General features: G+C 48.3%; 11 protein-coding genes. 9 read left to right on the forward strand and 2 right to left on the reverse strand.

What is annotated here, in order from left to right; genetic code table 11:
• The first annotated feature begins 6 nt into the window (after positions 1-6).
• The 3 genes from H9Q13_RS02565 to trmB are packed head-to-tail and all read left to right on the forward strand — an operon-like array spanning position 7 to position 2,881.
• Positions 7-918 (forward strand): hypothetical protein, encoded by a 912-nt coding sequence (locus H9Q13_RS02565; protein ID WP_191182177.1) that lies wholly within the window; start codon positions 7-9, stop codon positions 916-918.
• Positions 919-976: 58 nt separating this feature from the next.
• Positions 977-2,224, forward strand: a complete 1,248-nt coding sequence (locus tag H9Q13_RS02570; protein ID WP_224744023.1) for a bifunctional folylpolyglutamate synthase/dihydrofolate synthase — start codon at positions 977-979, stop codon at positions 2,222-2,224.
• Positions 2,225-2,227: 3 nt separating this feature from the next.
• A complete protein-coding gene (gene trmB, locus H9Q13_RS02575; protein ID WP_191182179.1) occupies positions 2,228-2,881 on the forward strand; it encodes a tRNA (guanosine(46)-N7)-methyltransferase TrmB in 654 nt (217 codons plus the stop codon).
• Between the two features lie 190 nt (positions 2,882-3,071).
• On the opposite strand, the gene trpF is transcribed toward trmB, so the two are convergent.
• Positions 3,072-3,695, reverse strand: coding sequence for a phosphoribosylanthranilate isomerase (gene trpF, locus H9Q13_RS02580; protein WP_191182180.1), 624 nt, complete (start codon positions 3,693-3,695; stop codon positions 3,072-3,074).
• 240 nt (positions 3,696-3,935) lie between these two features.
• Here trpF and mnmA point away from each other — a divergent pair, with 240 nt between their 5' ends.
• Genes mnmA through H9Q13_RS02605 form a run of 5 tightly spaced genes read left to right on the forward strand, consistent with a single transcriptional unit; the run spans position 3,936 to position 10,577 of the window.
• Entirely contained in the window at positions 3,936-5,063 is a 1,128-nt protein-coding gene (gene mnmA / locus H9Q13_RS02585) for a tRNA 2-thiouridine(34) synthase MnmA (RefSeq protein WP_191182181.1), read from the forward strand.
• On the forward strand, positions 5,063-5,779 hold the full coding sequence (locus H9Q13_RS02590; RefSeq protein ID WP_191182182.1) for a hypothetical protein: 717 nt from the start codon (positions 5,063-5,065) through the stop codon (positions 5,777-5,779). The genes mnmA and H9Q13_RS02590 overlap by 1 nt, the downstream gene beginning before the upstream one ends.
• Positions 5,780-5,783: 4 nt before the next feature.
• Positions 5,784-7,424 carry a S8 family serine peptidase gene (locus tag H9Q13_RS02595; RefSeq protein WP_191182183.1) on the forward strand — a complete coding sequence of 547 codons (1,641 nt, stop codon included), beginning with the start codon at positions 5,784-5,786 and terminating at the stop codon, positions 7,422-7,424.
• A gap of 54 nt (positions 7,425-7,478) precedes the next feature.
• Positions 7,479-8,132, forward strand: coding sequence for a ribulose-phosphate 3-epimerase (rpe, locus tag H9Q13_RS02600; RefSeq protein ID WP_191182184.1), 654 nt, complete (start codon positions 7,479-7,481; stop codon positions 8,130-8,132).
• Positions 8,133-8,147: 15 nt separating this feature from the next.
• Positions 8,148-10,577 carry a TonB-dependent receptor gene (locus H9Q13_RS02605; protein ID WP_191182185.1) on the forward strand — a complete coding sequence of 810 codons (2,430 nt, stop codon included), beginning with the start codon at positions 8,148-8,150 and terminating at the stop codon, positions 10,575-10,577.
• Positions 10,578-10,646: 69 nt separating this feature from the next.
• Here the strand turns inward: H9Q13_RS02605 and H9Q13_RS02610 are convergent, their stop codons facing one another.
• Positions 10,647-11,516: a DUF2911 domain-containing protein gene (locus tag H9Q13_RS02610; RefSeq protein ID WP_191182186.1), complete on the reverse strand. Its 870-nt coding sequence runs from the start codon at positions 11,514-11,516 to the stop codon at positions 10,647-10,649.
• Between the two features lie 914 nt (positions 11,517-12,430).
• Between H9Q13_RS02610 and H9Q13_RS02615 the strand changes: the two genes are divergently transcribed.
• The gene (locus H9Q13_RS02615; RefSeq protein WP_224744077.1) at positions 12,431-18,169 is read left to right on the forward strand and encodes an MBG domain-containing protein; all 5,739 of its coding nucleotides are present in this window, start codon (positions 12,431-12,433) and stop codon (positions 18,167-18,169) included.
• Positions 18,170-18,231: the final 62 nt, after the last annotated feature.

Genomic DNA, 18,231 nt, shown 5'->3' on the forward strand with positions numbered 1-18,231 from the left:
ACGGAAATGGAGATAGCACTAACAAAGGAAGAAGAGAAAAACAAGAAAATTGCGGCGGGTATCAGCATTACCCTGCATGCGATCATCTTGTTGCTTCTATTCTACCTGCTGGCATGGAATGGAGCCCCGGGCAATCCGGAGGAGGAGTTGGGTATAGAGCTGAACTTTGGCATGGATGCCGTAGGGAGCGGTGATGTGCAGTCGAAAGCTACTCCCAACGAATCGAAGAACGTGCAGGACAGTAAGCCTGCGCCGACACAGCCCGATCCGCAGCCTGAGCCTAAGCCAGTGGCGGCTGCCACACCGCCCACCCCGGTAGAGACGCCTAAAGTAGTTACTACAACAGCTGATGCTCCTGTCACGGTGAAGGAAGAGGTGAAACCTCAGCCAAAGCCGCAACCTAAGGAGGAAGTGAAAAAGCCTGTGGAGCAACCCAAGGAGGAAGTAAAAAAGCCGGAACCTGAGAAGCCGCGCTCGCTATACCCTGGCAAACCAACCGAGAGCACAGGCACAGGCAAAAGTGGAACTTCCAACGAGGCAACCGGAAATAACAACGGCAACGACGCAAACAAAGTAGGCGACAAAGGCGATCCGGCAGGTTCTTTGGATGCCAAAGCCATGATGGGTAAGCCCGGTGGCGGCGGTGGCGGAGACGGCCTGGATATGGCTGGCTGGCGCTATGACGTATCGCCGAAGCGCGACCCTTATGACAATGAGACCGGCTTTGTGAAGTTCCGGATCCGGATTGATGCCGATGGTAACCTGATTGCGGTGGAGCGTCTGGAGAGTACCGTATCACCTCATGTAGAGAAATGGTACCGGGACCAATTGCAGAGAACGACCTTTAGCAGAACGGGTGGTGGCAGAAGCTCGACCGGGGCCACCGGTACAGTAACATTTGTGATCAGATCACGCTAATTATTTTGGTTTCATGACCTATCAGGAGTGCCTTGATTATTTATACCAGCAATTGCCGATGTTTCAACGCATCGGCAATCTTGCTTTTAAGAAGAGCCTAGACAACATTATCGCCTTGAGCGATGCGTTGGGGCAGCCGCATCACAGGTTCAAAACGGTGCATGTAGCCGGCACAAACGGCAAAGGAAGCAGTTCGCACATGATAGCCGCCGTGCTACAGCGAGCCGGTTACAAAACCGGGCTTTATACCTCACCGCACCTCAAGTCCTTTACAGAACGTGTGCGCATCAACGGCGCTGAACTACCGCAGAATTACCTCATTCAATTTGTTGAAGACAACAAACAGCTGTTTGAGCAGGTACAGCCCTCTTTCTTTGAGATGACGGTGGCTCTCGCTTTCAAGTATTTTGCCGATGAGCAGGTAGATGTTGCCGTGATAGAAGTTGGCCTGGGTGGTAGGCTTGACTCCACCAATATTATTCAGCCAGAAGTATCCCTGATCACAAACATCGGGTATGACCATCAGAACCTATTAGGAGATACCCTGGAACAGATTGCAGGCGAAAAGGCAGGTATAATCAAATCGCATACTCCCGTGGTGGTCAGTACGAAACAGCCCGAAATAGTGCACGTTTTTGAGCAGAAGGCGGCCATGGAGGAATCTTCGATCTACTTTGCAACAGACCATATACAGGTCAATTTGCTGGATAGAACTCTCCAGAAGCAAGTTTTCGATGCCTATAAAGATGGGATATTGTGGCTCGATTCTTTGGAAACGGACTTAGCGGGCGTGTATCAGCAGTATAACCTACCGGGCGTTTTACAAACGTTGCTCTTGTTACAGGAGCGTGGCTATGCTATACCTGAAGAAGCCATCAGAGAAGGTATAGCCCACGCTAAAACGCTGACGGGCTTGAAAGGCCGTTGGCAAGTAATAAGCGAAAATCCTTTAACAATATGTGACACTGGCCATAACGTGGATGGAATTAAACAGATTATTTCACAGTTAGAAGCCTTGGATCCCAAGCAGGTACATATGGTTTTCGGAGCTGTGAATGATAAAGATGTGACCACCATTTTGCGTCTGTTGCCAAAGCAGTACCGCTATTATTTCTGTCAGGCACAGATTCCGAGGGCTTTGCCTGTTGCTGAACTTCTCGAAAAAGCGACATCTGTCGGTCTAATGGGTGAGGCATACGCCACTGTAGCAGAAGCAATTGAGGCTGCAAGGGGAAATGCGGCGGCAGATGAGGTTATTTTTATTGGAGGTAGTACCTTTGTGGTCGCAGAGATTGACGAATTATAAATAATGGGAAGATCTAAATTAGAAAAGTTTGCCGCTATAGCTGAGCGTGAGAATGTAGTTGAACCCGGAGATGAGCTATACGGCCAGTTAAAAGGGAAGTGGCGACAGGAGTTTTTTGAGAACGGCAATCCACTTGTGTTGGAAATTGGCTGTGGGCGCGGCGAATATACCGTAGGTATGGCACGTCTGTTTCCAGATAAGAATTACATTGGCCTTGATATCAAGGGGGCCCGCATCTGGAAAGGAAGCACCATGGCCCAGGAAGAGGATTTGCACAATGTAGGTTTCCTGCGCACTTTTATTGAGAACCTGGAAGACAACTTTGCCGAAGGCGAAGTGGACGAGATTTGGGTAACTTTTCCAGACCCAAGGCCCAGAGACCGTGACATCAAGCGCCGCCTGACCTCACCGCGCTTTCTGGACTTATACGCTAAGATACTGAAGCCAGGAGGGATCGTGCATCTCAAAACAGATAACCAAATGTTGTTTGAGTATACCCTGGAGGTGTTGCAAGAACGACAGCCAAAGGAACTACTCTCAACTGCTGATCTTTATCAGTCAGATTTGCAGGAGCACACTATGGGGATATTTACCACGTATGAGAAACGCTATCTCGAAGAGGGCATCACCATCAAATACCTACAATTCAAGGTATAGCTGCGAAATTCCGTTTATACCTAGCAAAAGCAGTACGGCCCGCTATACCTGAGTGTAGCGGGCCGTACTGCTTTTTTTATAAGTAAACGAGCCTCTCAAAGCTTACTTCATCTGAAGTATAGGTGTTTCATTAAAAGGGGGGTAACTTTCTAACTCCTAAACTTTCTAACTTCCAAACTCCTAAACTTGTCTAGTTTTCCTCGATCTCCTCGAAAATCTCCTGCAATTCGTCAAAATCCTTTAGGCCAGGCTTGATCTCGTGACCTCCAAGCAGGCCTATACCTGTCGGTTTGATCTCTTTGAGGATATCACTGATGTTGTGGCGGTGAACGCCAAAGCCCAAGTACACCGGGAACCTTTTCGCCAGGTTTTTAAGAAATTTAATATTGGTTTCGTCGATGTCGTTGAAATCAGTGGAGTAGATAAGGAAACTGTCCACCGAAGGGCTGTAGAGTTCCATCATCTCCAATAGCTCGCTCTCCACCGTGTCTTTGTTGATGAACACTTTCTGGATTACCGGTCTGTTAATTTCTTCGATCTCATCAATCAGATATGGCGTATCCAGTTGGATGAAGTCCAGACCAAAGTCTTCGGCATACTGGTTAATGATATCGGGTTTGGCGCGTTCAAACTCACCGGCCAGCTTCACGCCCGACACCCAGCCAACGATTTCTTTCAAGGTGTCGGCGGGCATACGCTCCTTGTCGTCCAGCTTCAGGTTAAAGCTGATAATGTCAACACCCATGCCTGCACAGTAGCGTGCGTCACTCAAATTGTTTATCCCGTTTACTATCACGGAGGTACGTAAGCCCATAGCGATCTATGTTTAAATAAAACCCAGCGGTTCGATTTGTTGTTTTGATTTCCAAAGTAAGCCCCAAAATGGGTACGATGCCATATTTTTTAAGCTTTTTTTTAAACGCACGACCAATAGCTTGTAGTATGGCTATACCTGAACGCCTCAATATTTGGGTCGCTGAATCTTTATTAGTGGTACGATGTTACTATCTTTGTAGTAAATTTATAGAGAATCGCATTTCATTTTACAAAATAGATGAGTAAGTTAGGAAGGGTTTTAGTAGCCATGAGCGGCGGCATCGACAGTTCGGTGGCAGCCGTTATGCTGCATGAGCAGGGATACGAAGTGGTGGGCATGACCATGAAAACATGGGACTATGCATCCAGTGGCGCCAGCAAGAAAGAAACTGGTTGCTGCAGCCTTGATTCGATTAACGACGCCCGAAACATTGCCGTACAGCTCGGCTTCCCGCATTACATTATAGACATACGCGAAGAGTTCGGTGACTTTGTGATCAACCACTTTACGGATGAGTACATAGCCGGACGCACGCCTAACCCCTGTGTGCTGTGCAATACCCATATTAAGTGGGACGCCTTGCTTCGTCGCGCCGACCAGTTGGGTTGTGATTTTATTGCCACGGGTCACTATGCCAACATCCGGGAAGAAAACGGCCGGTATGTGATCTCCAAAGGCCTGGATGAAAACAAAGACCAGTCGTATGCACTTTGGGGTATTTCACAGGAAAGCCTCAGCCGCACGATTTTCCCGTTGGGAAGTTTGCGCAAAACGGAGATTCGCCAGATGGCATTAGACCGTGGCTTTACCGAACTGGTGAATAAGCCGGAGTCTTATGAAATCTGCTTTATTCCGGACAACGATTACCGTGGCTTCCTGAAGCGCAGGGTAGAAGGTTTGGAGGAGCAGGTAGCGGGCGGAGAGTTTGTGCTCGAAGACGGAACTGTGGTTGGAAATCATGAAGGCTATCCGTTTTATACCATTGGCCAACGCAAGGGCTTAGGTATAGCACTCGGTTTCCCGGCTTATGTGACCCGCATCGAGAAAGACAGCAACCGTGTAGTGTTGGGCAACTACGAAGATTTGGCCAAAAACGCCATGACCGTAGGAAAGCTCAACATGGTGAAATATGAGAATCTGATTGGTCAGCCTATACCTACCATCACGAAGGTACGCTACAATGATGCGGGCACCGAGGCCATTGTGGAGCAGGAGGGTGACAAAATGAAAGTTCATTTCCTGAGTGGTGTTCATGCGATAGCCCCAGGTCAGGCAGCAGTTTTCTACGAAGGCAACGACGTAGTGGGTGGTGGCTGGATCGAGTCAAACTATAATTCAGATTATAACCTGAACGTGCTGCAATAATGAGAAAAGTGCTGTTGCTTTTGGTCGTGCTGGCAGGCTTCTTGGCTGCTTGCGAGAACAAGTATAAAGACCCAGACCCAACTGCAATGGGCTTCGACTATTATCCGTTGGAGGTAGGGAACTACCGGATATACGATGTAACGGATATCAAAATTACACGCAATGTAAGCGAGATAAACCGGTTTCAGTTGCGTGAGCGCGTAGACACCAGCTTCTATGACCAGACCAATCAGCTTGTCCATAAAATAGTGCGATCTGTAAGGGCGAATAGTAACAGGCCCTGGGTAGATGACTCGGTTATGACAGTCATCAAGTCGACTTCTAAAGTACTCCTGACAAAAGACAACACAAAATACGTGAAGCTTGTTTTCCCGGTGAAGGCAGGATTGAAATGGGAGGGAGATGCCTTCAATAGTCGTGTTGTCAATAACGGTAAAGAATCCTATACCTACGGTGAAGTAGGGGAAACTTTTGAAATAGATGGGCAGTCTTTCGCAAAAACAGTAACAGTTACGCAGGGTACTCCCTTTGACAACGTGCAGCTGGATAATCGCAAAGAAGTGTATGCCGAAGGTATAGGCCTTGTGTACCGTCTTTTTAACAGAGCCGTGTATTGTGCAGGTTCAGAAATCAAGGATTGCCCGGTTGATGATGAAAACTTCAAGCAGTCCGGTCACGAACGCCACGAAGTCCTCGTAGAACACGGTAAACTTTAAGATCATGCGGTTTTTGCTCTTCTCCATATGTTTTCTGCTGATTATACCTGTTGCGAAAGGGCAGGCCGGCAGCAGCACAGAGGAGCAGAAGCACTTGGTTTACTTCACCGATAAAGCCCAATCTCCTTATTCCATTAATTCTCCGGAGCAGTACCTTTCTCCCAAGGCTTTAGCACGCCGCAGCAGGCAGCACATTCCGGTTACGCCACGCGACTTTCCTGTTAACCCCGCTTATGTAGCCGACCTCAAAAAGACGGGGGTAACGCTACTCTATACCTCCCGTTGGTTTAATGCTGCCGTCGTGCAGTGCTCTACTGAAAAACTCGCCGAGCTGCAAACGCTGCCTTTTGTGCGATCTTCCCGATCACTTAACAGGTTAGCTAATCCTGCTGGAAAAAGCGGTACACTCTCTATTGACAGCATGACGCTGGCATCTACTTATGTGGAAGCCAAGCTTTATGGATCTGCCTTTCACCAGGCCAACATGTTGGGAGTGCCTGCCCTCCACGACGAAGGGTTTCGGGGCGAAGGAATGGCTATTGCTGTTTTTGATGCCGGCTTCCCGGGCGTTAATTCTGTTTCCGCTTTTGCCCACCTTTTTCAAAACGGTCAGGTTAAGGCTACTTTCGACTTTGTGAAGAAATCCCCGCAGGTGTATGCCAACAATGCACACGGAACAGCGGTGCTGTCCACAATGGCTGCCTATGAACCAGGCTTAATGATCGGTACCGCATACAAAGCTGATTACCTTCTTTTCGGGACAGAGGATGCTGCTACCGAGCATAACATAGAAGAAGTGAACTGGCTGCTGGCTGCCGAGTATGCTGACAGTGCCGGTGCCGACATTATCAACTCTTCGCTGGGCTATACCGCTTTTGATCCGCCATCAACCAGCTATACCTATCCGGATCTTAACGGAAACACCACCATTGTGACGCGCGCCGCCGACTATGCCGCTGCCACCGGTATGCTGGTGGTGGTAAGTGCCGGCAACGAAGGAAACAAGCCCTGGCGATATATTTCAGCTCCAGCTGATGCTGACTCTGTTTTGACGGTAGGAGCCGTCGATTCGCTTGCAAACCATGCCAGTTTCAGTTCTTATGGCCCTACGGCCGATAAGCGTGTCAAACCGGACGTTGTAGCAATGGGACAGCAGGTATACGTTGTGTCGTCATCAGGGCGCTTGTCACGATCCAGCGGGACTTCTTTTTCAGGCCCGATCATGGCAGGTATGGTGGCCTGTTTATGGCAGGCAAACGCTGACCTGACCAATATGCAGTTGCTTGAACGTGTCAGGCAACTGGGTAGTCATGCGGCCAATCCCAATTTTACGATCGGGTACGGTGTGCCAAGCTATGCGCGGAATGTTACTTCTATACCCAAGCACTTCCAGGATGGCATTACCATCACCAATCCGATGACGGACCGGGAGCTGGTTATCACCATGGGGGAGAGCTGGCAAAAGGAAAGCGCCGTGGCGCATGTCTATGATACGACCGGCAAACTGCTGCTAAAGCAAGGCCTGCCTGCTCACCAAAAAACGCATACCCTTAGTTTGAAGCCTGGCCGATTAAAAAGAGGTGTATACCTGTGCCAGATTAGTTCAGACAGCCAAAACGTAACGCTACGATTCATCAAACTATGATCAGCATGAGCAAATTGCTGCGCCATATTCTATCTTAATCTCTATATTTGTTTCATGAAACCAATTATTGCCCCTTCAGTACTTGCCTCCGATTTTGCCAATTTGCAATCAGAAGTAGAAATGCTTAATGCAAGCCAGGCTGACTGGCTACACATCGACATCATGGACGGTCGTTTTGTGCCCAACATTTCTTTCGGTTTTCCTGTACTGCAGGCCATTCAGCGCCATGCCAAAAAGCCGCTTGATGTGCACCTGATGATCGTGGAGCCGGAGTTGTATATCGAGCAGTTCCGGGAGGCAGGTGCTGAAATCATTACGGTGCATTACGAAGCTTGCAACCACCTGCACCGTACCATCCAACAAATTAAAGCGACTGGTGCCAAAGCAGGTATAGCCCTCAATCCCCATACTTCCGTGCAATTGCTCGACGATGTGATCGCAGACGTAGATCTGGTGTGTATCATGTCGGTTAACCCAGGCTTTGGCGGACAGAAGTTTATCGAGAATACCTATCGCAAAATTGAGGCCCTCAAGAATCTGATCATTTCCCGCAACTCGCAGGCATTAATCGAGATTGATGGCGGCGTGAATCAGCAAAATGCGCCTTTACTTTTAGAGAAAGGTGCCGACGCGTTGGTGGCCGGAAGTTTTGTGTTCAACTCGACTGATCCGCTCCAGACCATTGCTAATTTGAAGAACCAAGCCTAATATAACATTGATCTTATGCTAAAATATCTAACGGTGTGGCTGCTTGCATTGCTGCCATCAGGTGTTTTAGCGCAACAAGGCCTAGTGGCGGGCACGGTGCTGGACAACAGCCGCCAGCCACTTGAAATGGCAACGGTTGGGGTGCAGGGCAGTCCCTTAGGTGTACAGACAGACGCCCAGGGCAGGTATAGACTGCAGCTTCCGGCCAACGAAGAGCTGGTATTGGTGGTACGCTACCTGGGCTTCAAGGTACAGGAGAAAAGCATACGTCTTCAGACCGGCCAGGAATTGCGTGTTGACTTTGTGTTGGAGACTGATCCACAACAGTTGCGGCAGGTGAATGTGCGCGGCAAAAACGAAAACGACACCCGTGAGCAGGTAAGCGTTACCCGCCTTGACCCAACTCTGACCAAAACGTTGCCTTCTGCCTTCGGTGATTTTAATATGATCCTGGCCACGCTTCCAGGCGTTACGAGCAACAACGAACTTTCGTCTACTTACGCTGTGCGCGGCGGCAACTACGACGAAAACCTGGTGTACGTGAATGGTATTGAGATTTACCGTCCTTTTCTGATCACAGCGGCACAGCAGGAGGGGCTCAGCTTTGTCAACCCCGACTTAGTGAGCAGTGTGGAGTTCTCGTCTGGCGGCTGGCAACCCAAATATGGTGACAAACTCTCTTCCGTTCTCAACATTCAGTATAAGCGTCCCACTTCATTTGCCGGCTCCGTCACCGGTAGCCTCACAGGAGGTTCTCTTCACCTGGAGGAAACCTCTAAAAACAAAAAAGTATCATACCTGCTGGGGTTGCGTCACAAAAATGCACAGTACATGCTACAGGGGTTGCAAGTGGATGGTCAGTACCGGCCCAACTTCAGCGATGGGCAAGCTTATATCAGCTTCGACCTGGGTAATGAGCCTGAGCAAACGACCTTAGGTATACTGGGAAGCTATGCCCGTAACAATTTCATGGTGAAGCCTGAGACCCGTAGCACAACATTCGGCACCCGTCAGGCACCTTTGCGGTTGTTGGTAGGCTACGAGGGGCAGGAAAACATGGAATACGATACCTACCAGGTCGGGGCAAATCTCTCGCACCGTGTATCGGATCAACTGCTCACAGAGTTTATCTTATCAGGGGTACGCTCCCTGGAGCGTGAATTCCGGGATATTGAAGCCGCTTACAGGTTGTGCGACGTGAACACGCTTGGTCGCAATGACATGGGAGAGTGTTTGCGCGAAAGGGGACTTGGCAGTCAGTTCGACCATGCCCGTAATGCGCTGAAAGCCCTGGTGCTGGCAGTAGAGTCACGCAACACCTGGCAACTAAGCTCCCGCAGTACCGTGTTGGCCGGAGCCAAGGTTAGTTTGGAGCAGATCAAAGACCGTTTGTATGAATATGGCTTCGTGGACTCCTCCGATTTTGTGCGACCTGCTTATTTTATCAATTCTGAGCTTAACCTGAATTCGCAGCGCTACAATACCTACCTCCAGCACACCTATGAACTGGATTCGTTAAAGACGATCACCTACGGACTGCGAGCCAGTTACTGGGACTATAACAATGAACTGACCATAACACCGCGTGTGCAGTATTCTTTTATCACGCGTCAAAATCCAAACCTGTCTTTTAAAGCTGCCCTCGGACTTTATTACCAGCCGCCCTTTTACAGGGAGCTACGCAATGTTCAGGGCGAACTCAATCCGAAGCTGAAGGCCCAGCGTTCTGTGCATGCTGTGATAGGTAGCGACTACCTGTTCAATGCCTGGGACCGGGATTTCAAGCTGACCACGGAGGTCTATTATAAGCACATGACCAACGTGATCCCCTATGACCTGGACAATGTGCGGCTTCGCTATTATGCGCAAAACAATGCCAAGGCTTATGCCGCCGGATTTGATGTGCGGGTAAACGGTGAGTTTATAAAAGGAGCGGAGTCCTGGCTAAGCCTGGGCTTGCTCACGACCAAAGAAGATCTGCTAGGCGACTCCACATTGGTATACAATGAATCCGGTGAGATTTTGGGCAAAACGCCTCGTGGCTACATGAGTCGTCCCACAGACCAACTCCTCAACCTGGGCGTTTACTTTCAGGACCATTTACCTGACAACCCCACCATCCGCATGTACCTCAACATGGTCTATGGCAGTGGACTGCCGTTCGGACCTCCGGGCAGACCGGAATTTCGGAACTCATTTTCTGGAAAGTCCTACAAGCGGGTTGATATCGGTTTTTCGAAGCTGATTGCCATGGGAGACGAAATAACGGCCAGAAACAAAGTGTCGCTCGAAAGTTTATGGATCGGATTAGAGGTGTTGAACATTATCGATGCCAAAAACAGAATATCTTATAACTACGTGAGTGATGTCAATGGACTCACCTATGCTATACCTAACTTTCTGACCGGACGGCGCCTGAACTTACGGTTTATAGCAAAGTTCTAGAAACACCCGACAAGCAGCGGGGCCGGTCAAAATCATTGGCCGGCCCCGCTGCTGTTTAATCCTGAAAAACTAATTTCTTCTCTTTTTCCAATCGTTGTAGGCACTCTCTATTTCCTTGGCATAGGTCTGGTAAGCCTCTGGCTCTTTGTTGCCCAGTTGCATGGCCTTGGAGGTGAGGTTAGCTGCCACCTGGTATTCCCGATTCTGCGCATACAGGCGGGCCTTCACCCAATTGTTAAAGAAGTTTTCCTTGATGGCGATGGACTTGTTGATCCACTCTAACGCTTTTTGGTGATGCTCTTTTTTCGGGATCATATAGTTGGCAGCTTGCGCCCAGATGTACCAATCATCGGGTGCGGCTTCGGTCAAGGCTTTGTTTATATTGGCCAGCGCCTTTTTCTCGATCTCAGTCTCGATCCTGACAGATAATTGCGTGTTTTCCCAGGTAAGGTTAAGCGTACCGGTGTTTGTGCCAATGTCGCTGAATGCAAACTGAAGTGTTTCCTGTAAAGGCACTGTCGTAGGCGTTACACGCAAATATGCCACATCATTTAGTTCGCTATACCCCTCCAAACCCCAAAGTGTCGTGTCTTTGTTGAGAACGATGTGCCATTCTGAGTCACTTTCTGGAATAATAAAAAAAGAATAGGTACCGGCTGGCACACGCTCGTGGTTCAGGTATAGGTCATCCTGAAAGGTGATCAGGGTGGCCTCATTCGCACCGGCACGCCACAACTGTCCGTAGGGAACAAGTGAGCCAAACACTTTACGACCTTTCACGCCCGGCGCGTGGTATCGGATGGTTATATCAGTCAGCCCGATTGTCTGCTTGACCATAGCCGCCGGGCTGGCCTGCGGCAATTTAAGCTGTGCGGAGGCATCATGGCAGTAACTGAAGTAGAATATTATGAATGATAGACAGAGCAGATACTTTTTCATGTTTGATTATACGAGTGTGGCACTTTTATTATTTCGAGATAGCTACTGAAAAAATTATGCCAGAGCTAGCCATAAGGCCTTTGATTAGGTCCAAAGATAATGATAACTGCATTAAAATTAGAAGAATCAAGTACTAAGCATATCTGAGGACTTACCGGTATTCATATTTTACGGAGGCACTGTATTATAACACAACTTCAATGAATCACATCAACAAGATCATTATTATAAAAAAATCAAAAAAAATATTTGATGAGTGTAAACCTTTTTTACAGTACATTTGTATAAATGTATTAATTATTTACACTTATCTTATTGTTGTCTGCTGTAAGAGCATTCTGTCTCAGGTTTAATCGCAAAGTTGATTTGGAGGTGGTGTGCTCATTTTATTGTGTTATTTAAATTGATAATTGAGCAATTGTATGACAGGTGATGGGCATAAATGATAGGATTGTCTACTTAAAATAAAATTAATGCAATAACCCTAAACCCTTTATTAACTTTTTATGAATGGTAAAATTTTACTAGAACACATTGCGAAGTGGAGACTGCTGTATGTGGTTACCTTAATAGCTTCGCTCTCCTTTGTGGGTGTTAGCGCTTTTAACACCTACGCACCTACCGTTATTTCCGATAAGGATGATTATCAGCCTGGTGATACAGCGATTATCAGTGGCTATGGCTGGACACAAGATCAGTATGTAGACATACACTTTGAGGAAACACCTGCTTACCATTTAGAGCATCAGCATGATTTTCATAACATTAAAGTTGATGCAGATGGAAAGTGGACAATTAAATACCCCATAGAAGACCGCCATTTAGGTGTTCATTTTGAAGTGACCGTTGAAGGTAAGCAGAGTCAGGCCATTGCCAAAACATTTTTTACAGATGCTATTACTTGGACACTAACCATGTCACCAACCAATGTTACGGTAGGTGAAGAGACAACTCTTAATTTTACTGCGACATTAACAGGAACTTCACAGGGTGATAAATTGGCATGTATTAAGGTGTTAATACCAACAGGTTTTGATTATATTAATAACTCTGTCACAGATAATAACATTAATTGGACATCTGCAGTTACGACCAATACAACTACAGGGGAAAAAACAATTCAGATCAATGCTGATGGCAATAATGACAGACTGACGAATAATGGGAGTAGTATAAAGTTTTCTATTGTAGCAAAAGCAAACTTAGCTTTAGCGGGGACTTCTGCTTTCTGGAACGGTACCGCTGGTACTACGATTAACTGTAACAATACAACTGTTGCTCCATCTAATGGCCAGCCTAGTGTGAACATAAGCAAAGCCTCTCAAGCAATTACTTTCTCTAGTCTAGAAAACAAAGTATTCGGGGACCAGCCATTTACTCTTACAGCAACTGCCTCTTCTGGTCTTCCGGTAGTATTTTCGGTTGAAGGTCCAGCCTCTTTGGGAGCGAACAATCTCCTTACCATAACTGGCGCAGGTACCGTTACGGTTAAGGCTAATCAGGCTGGAAACAACAGTTACAATGCAGCACCAGAAGTAGCTAGAAGCTTTATTGTCAGTAAGGAACCAGCTACCCTAGTACTGAATAATTTAACGCACACTTTTGATGCTACAGCGAAATCTGCTACAGTGACCACTTCTCCATCAGGTTTAAATGGGGTTGCTATAAGTTATAAAGTTGAAAATGCTGGCGAAAGTACTTATTCCACGTCTGCTCCAGTCCATGCCGGTCGATACGATGTTAAGGCCAGTTTAACCAATGCAAATTATCAGGCCACCGACATCACAGGAACTTTAGTTATTAGCAAAGCCAATCAGGCGATTACCTGGAGCAATCCTTCTGCCATCACCTACGGCACGGCGCTTTCGGCGACACAGCTTAACGCAATCTTGACAACCGGTGGCGGCAGCTTAAGCTATTCACCCGAGGCAGGTACTGTACTGAACGCAGGCGAGAACCAGACACTAACTGTAACAGCTGCCGAAACCAATAACTATAATATGGCCCAGGCTTCTGTTAGCATTAATGTATCGAAGGCGACACCAACGGTATCATTGAATGTGGGTGGGCCTTATACCTTTAACGGTTCTCCCAGACTTGTCAGCAGCGCAACCGTGACAGGTATAGGAGGAGTTACAATTGGGAATGCCAATGTAACCTATTCGAAAGACGGCAATCCGGTAGAGGCGCCTACCAATGCAGGTACTTATGCCGTTACCGCTTCATTTACAGGAAATAACAATTACTTACCCGCCGAAACAACCGGCGTGCTCCTGATCCATAAAGCTACTGCAACACTCACTGCCAGTGGGCTTTCTCATACCTATGACGGTACGGCCAAAGCGATCCATGTAACCACAAACCCAGCCAACCTGAGCGGCGTTACGGTAGCATATACAATGGGCGGCGTAAATGTGCCTGCTGCCAACGTGCTAAATGCCGGGAACTACCTGTATGTAGCCTCATTGGACAACGAAAACTATACTGCTGAGCAGCGGAGCGGGACTTTAACTGTCGCGAAAGCTGCCCTGGTAATCCAAGCCAACAACGCCAGTAAAATCTATGGTAACGAAAACCCTGCATTTACTGCCGCGGTGGTGAGCGGAGCCGTATCAGGTGAATCTTTCAGCGTTTCTGCCTCTTCTGACGCAAATGCCAGTTCTGCTGTAGGCGACTATAGTATTGTGCCAACTGTAACAGGAGCCACGCTCAACAACTATACTGTTACCCCTCAAAATGGAACACTGACAATCACTGCCAGACCCATAACGGTAATGGCCAATGCAGGGCAATCCAAGGTATATGGGGAAAGTGACCCTGCCGTTTATACCTACCAGATCGCTTCGGGTAGCCTGTTGGATAATGCTCACTTAACAGGAGCCTTAACCAGAGTAGCAGGAGAAAATGTAGGAAGCTATGGCCTTACAAAAGGCACACTGACTGCCACATCCAACTATGCGCTTACTTATACGGGTGCTGATTTCGTGATTGGCCAGCGCAGCGTCGAGATCATGGCTGACGCCAAGAGTAAGACGTATGGTCAGGGAGATCCTGCGCTCACCTATGCAATTACAGCGGGTTCTGTCATCGGAGGTGATGCCTTCTCGGGTGCATTGGGTCGTGATGCAGGCGAAAACGTGGGCAACTATGCCATCACGCTGGGTAACTTAAGCCTGGGTAGTAATTATAGTCTGACAATGGCAGGAAATGCTGGTTTGGCCATAACACCGAAAGCCATTGCAGTTACGCCAAATGCTGGACAAGGCAAGGTATACGGCAGTGCTGATCCAGTTTTGACTTATACCCATTCAGACCTGGTTGGAAATGACACCTTCTCAGGCGCACTTTCCAGAGAATCCGGCAGCACTGTTAGAGAATACAACATTACCCTGGGTACCTTGTCATTGAGCAGTAACTACGCACTCAACTTTGTGGATGGCGTTAAATTCAATATTTCGCCAAAATCGTTGACGGCTTCTATTGCTGCTATTAACAAGGTATACGATGGCACTCCGGCAGCATCTGCCACGGGCAGTGTTCCGGCTGCTGATCTGGTTACCGGCGATGAGGTGGCTGTAACGGTGAGCAACGCTAGCTTTGACACCAAAAACGTAGGTACTGGCAAAGCAGTAACCGCCAATGTCTCCATCACGAATCCTAACTACAGCCTAACTTCCTCCACCGCAAGCACAACAGCGAATATCACGGCCAAAGAAATTACGGGAGCCTTCACAGCCGCAAACAAGGTATACGATGGTACCAATGCGGCCATTGTTACTGGTAGATCCCTGGAAGGAGTAATTGAGCAGGATGATGTGGAACTCATAGGTGGAACGGCCACATTTGCCAATAAAAATGCAACGACAGGCAAAACAGTAACATTAGTAGGTGCTGTATTGGATGGCGCTGACAAAAACAACTATAGCTTATCGGGCGTGGGTACTACCCTGGCTGATATCTCAGCGAAGCCAGCCTCCGTAACGCCTGTAGCCAACACGAAGGTATATGGTACCCAAGATCCTGCTTTAACGGGCTCAATGAGTGGATTTGTACCAACCGATGGAATTACAGCAAGCTTCACACGAGCAGCGGGAGAGTCAGTAGGTTCCTATGCCATCAGTGCTGCGCTGCAACCACAGGGAGAGCTGTCCAACTATGCGATCACCTATAACACAGCTGCGTTTGACATAACGAAAGCGAGCCTTGCTGTTACTGCAAACAATGCGAACAGAGCATACGGCGATGATGATCCTGCATTCAATGGTACGGTAACCGGAATCGTGAACAGGGATGCTATCACGGCTTCTTATACTACGTCCGCCACAAAGGGCAGCGCAATAGGGACTTATCCGATCGTGCCGACACTGGAAGGCGAAGCGCTTAGCAACTATGAGGTTTTAGCTACCAATGGAACGCTGACGGTTACAAAAGCTGCTTTAACGGCTATGGCCAACAACAAATCCAGGGTATACGGAATTGCGAATCCGGTACTGGACGGTGAGTTAACAGGCGTGAAGAATGAGGATAATATTTCAGCTTCTTACTCAACCACAGCAACGGCTGCATCCAATGTAGGAGAGTATGCCATCAACGTTTCGTTGCTGGACCCTGACGGGAAATTAAGCAACTACGAGGTAAATAAAACGGAGGGTACGCTTACCATCCTGCAAGCACCTGCCACGATTGTGCTGACTGGCTTGTCTAAGGTATACAATGGTTCTGCTCAGGGTGCGACAGTTACTACAAACCCGGAAAACCTTGCTGTGAACGTAACCTACGCGGGCAGCACCGCTTTGCCAAAGTCAGCCGGTTCGTATGGGGTAGTGGCCAGTATCAACAACAGCAACTATGCTGCTGACAATGCTACCGGTACCCTGATTATCGCTCCAAAAGCAGTTAGCGCTACACTGGCTAATAGCGGTAAGGTATACGATGGCGCTACGGCAGCGCCTGGCACAACAGCCACGTTAACTGGTGTGATCGAGGGTGACAACGTAACCGCAGCTGTTACAAACGCAGCTTTCGACCAGGTGGGCGCCGGACCAAGAACTGTTACGGCCACGGTGACGCTGGCGGGTGCCGACAAGGGCAACTACTCGCTGGGTGAGGTGGCAAATGCAACTGCCTCTATTACTCCTAAGCCAGTCACTGCAGGTATAGCGGCAACGAACAAGGTATACGACGGTACCACGGCGGCCTCTGCCACAGGTAGTATTCCGGCTACTGATTTGGTTGCCAACGATGTGGTGGTTATAATCGTGAGCAACGCCAACTTCGACACCAAAAATGTGGGTTCAGGAAAGGTAGTGAGTGCCAATGTCTCCATCACGAATCCTAACTATAGCCTGACATCCCTTACCGCCAATACAACAGCGAACATCACCCCAGCGCCACTTACGATTACGGCGCCGAGCATGAGCAAGTACTGTGGTCAGGTAGATCCAGTAGCTGGGTATAACTGTCAGGTTAGCGGTACTGTGAATGGCGAACAACTCGTGACAACCTACATCATAGCCGGCACAGTGGTCAGACCGGTATGCACGGAATCTGCTAAGCTGAGCAACTATAGTGTGACCTACATAAACGGCACTTTAACGATCAATGGCTTAACGCTGGACGCCAGCAATGCCAGCAACCCAAGAAGTATCAATGAAGATGTCGTTATTACAGTTTCTGTTAAAGATGGCAATGTAAATGTCCCAGGAGTTACTGTAAAGCTTCTATTCGACGGTGTGGTAAAAGGCACTGCCGAGAGTGACGCTAACGGTATTGCCAGGTTTGCACTGGGTAGGTTGGCGGTTAATGTTTATGCCGTGACCGCTGAGGCAGGAGCCGGATGTTCTGTTTCACCGGTGGTTTACCTGCCAATCTACGACCCAGAAGGTGGTTTTATAACTGGCGGTGGCTGGATCAATTCACCTGCAGGCGCATTGGAAGGGTCGGATGTTACCGGCAAAGCCAATTTCGGATTTGTGGCTAAATACAGAAAAGGCAAAAACGAAGTAGAGGGTAACACTGAGTTCCAGTTCCAGGCGGGTAATGTAAGCTTCAAAAGCTCCGCCCACAATGCAGGCTCGCTGGTGATATCAGGTCCTAAGGCAACTTACAAAGGCACGGGTACCATTGCAGGTCAGGCCGGAACCTATGATTTCATGGTAATTGTGACAGACGGTCATGTAAATGGCGGTGGTGGATACGACAAGTTCAGAATCAAGATCTGGAATGGTGGCAATGTGGTATACGATAATGCCAGAGGCACACTCGAAAACGCTGACCTAGGTGACCAGACTATTCTGGGCGGCGGTTCTATTGTGATTCATGAGAACAAGGTGGTGGCATCTACGCCGGGAGGCAAAAAGCTGGAGATCGCCGGTGGACTCGAAGAACTCTCTTCGGCCCGCTTCGATAACTATCCGAACGCCTTTGCTGACAGAACCACCATCCGTTTTGCATTCGATACCGAACAGCGCTATGTGCTGGAAGTGTACGACATCAGAGGCGCTCTTGTGAAAAAAATGTCGGCTGGTACAGCAGAAGCCGGCAAGGTATACGAGTTCGAACTGGATGGCCGTAACCTGGCTGAAGGGGTGTACTTTGCCAAACTGGCGGCAGGCACTAAAATGCAGACCATCAAAATGTTGCTGAAAAAGTAAATTATGAGGTAAAGGGATTTATACCCTGAAATTGGAAGGCACTCGCTCTAACTGACGAGTGC

Origin of the sequence: Pontibacter aquaedesilientis, assembly GCF_014773225.1 — a bacterium.
In the GTDB taxonomy this organism is placed as follows: Bacteria; Bacteroidota; Bacteroidia; order Cytophagales; family Hymenobacteraceae; genus Pontibacter; species Pontibacter aquaedesilientis.

Excerpts from the sequence above, each read along its gene's own strand:
- trmB (WP_191182179.1), top strand. The coding sequence starts at position 2,228 with ATGGGAAGATCTAAATTAGAAAAGTTTGCCGCTATAGCTGAGCGTGAG.
- H9Q13_RS02595 (WP_191182183.1), top strand. The coding sequence starts at position 5,784 with ATGCGGTTTTTGCTCTTCTCCATATGTTTTCTGCTGATTATACCTGTT.
- trpF (WP_191182180.1), bottom strand. The coding sequence starts at position 3,695 with ATGGGCTTACGTACCTCCGTGATAGTAAACGGGATAAACAATTTGAGT.
- H9Q13_RS02565 (WP_191182177.1), top strand. The coding sequence starts at position 7 with ATGGAGATAGCACTAACAAAGGAAGAAGAGAAAAACAAGAAAATTGCG.
- H9Q13_RS02570 (WP_224744023.1), top strand. The coding sequence starts at position 977 with ATGTTTCAACGCATCGGCAATCTTGCTTTTAAGAAGAGCCTAGACAAC.
- H9Q13_RS02590 (WP_191182182.1), top strand. The coding sequence starts at position 5,063 with ATGAGAAAAGTGCTGTTGCTTTTGGTCGTGCTGGCAGGCTTCTTGGCT.
- H9Q13_RS02610 (WP_191182186.1), bottom strand. The coding sequence starts at position 11,516 with ATGAAAAAGTATCTGCTCTGTCTATCATTCATAATATTCTACTTCAGT.
- mnmA (WP_191182181.1), top strand. The coding sequence starts at position 3,936 with ATGAGTAAGTTAGGAAGGGTTTTAGTAGCCATGAGCGGCGGCATCGAC.
- H9Q13_RS02605 (WP_191182185.1), top strand. The coding sequence starts at position 8,148 with ATGCTAAAATATCTAACGGTGTGGCTGCTTGCATTGCTGCCATCAGGT.
- H9Q13_RS02615 (WP_224744077.1), top strand. The coding sequence starts at position 12,431 with ATGTCACCAACCAATGTTACGGTAGGTGAAGAGACAACTCTTAATTTT.
- rpe (WP_191182184.1), top strand. The coding sequence starts at position 7,479 with ATGAAACCAATTATTGCCCCTTCAGTACTTGCCTCCGATTTTGCCAAT.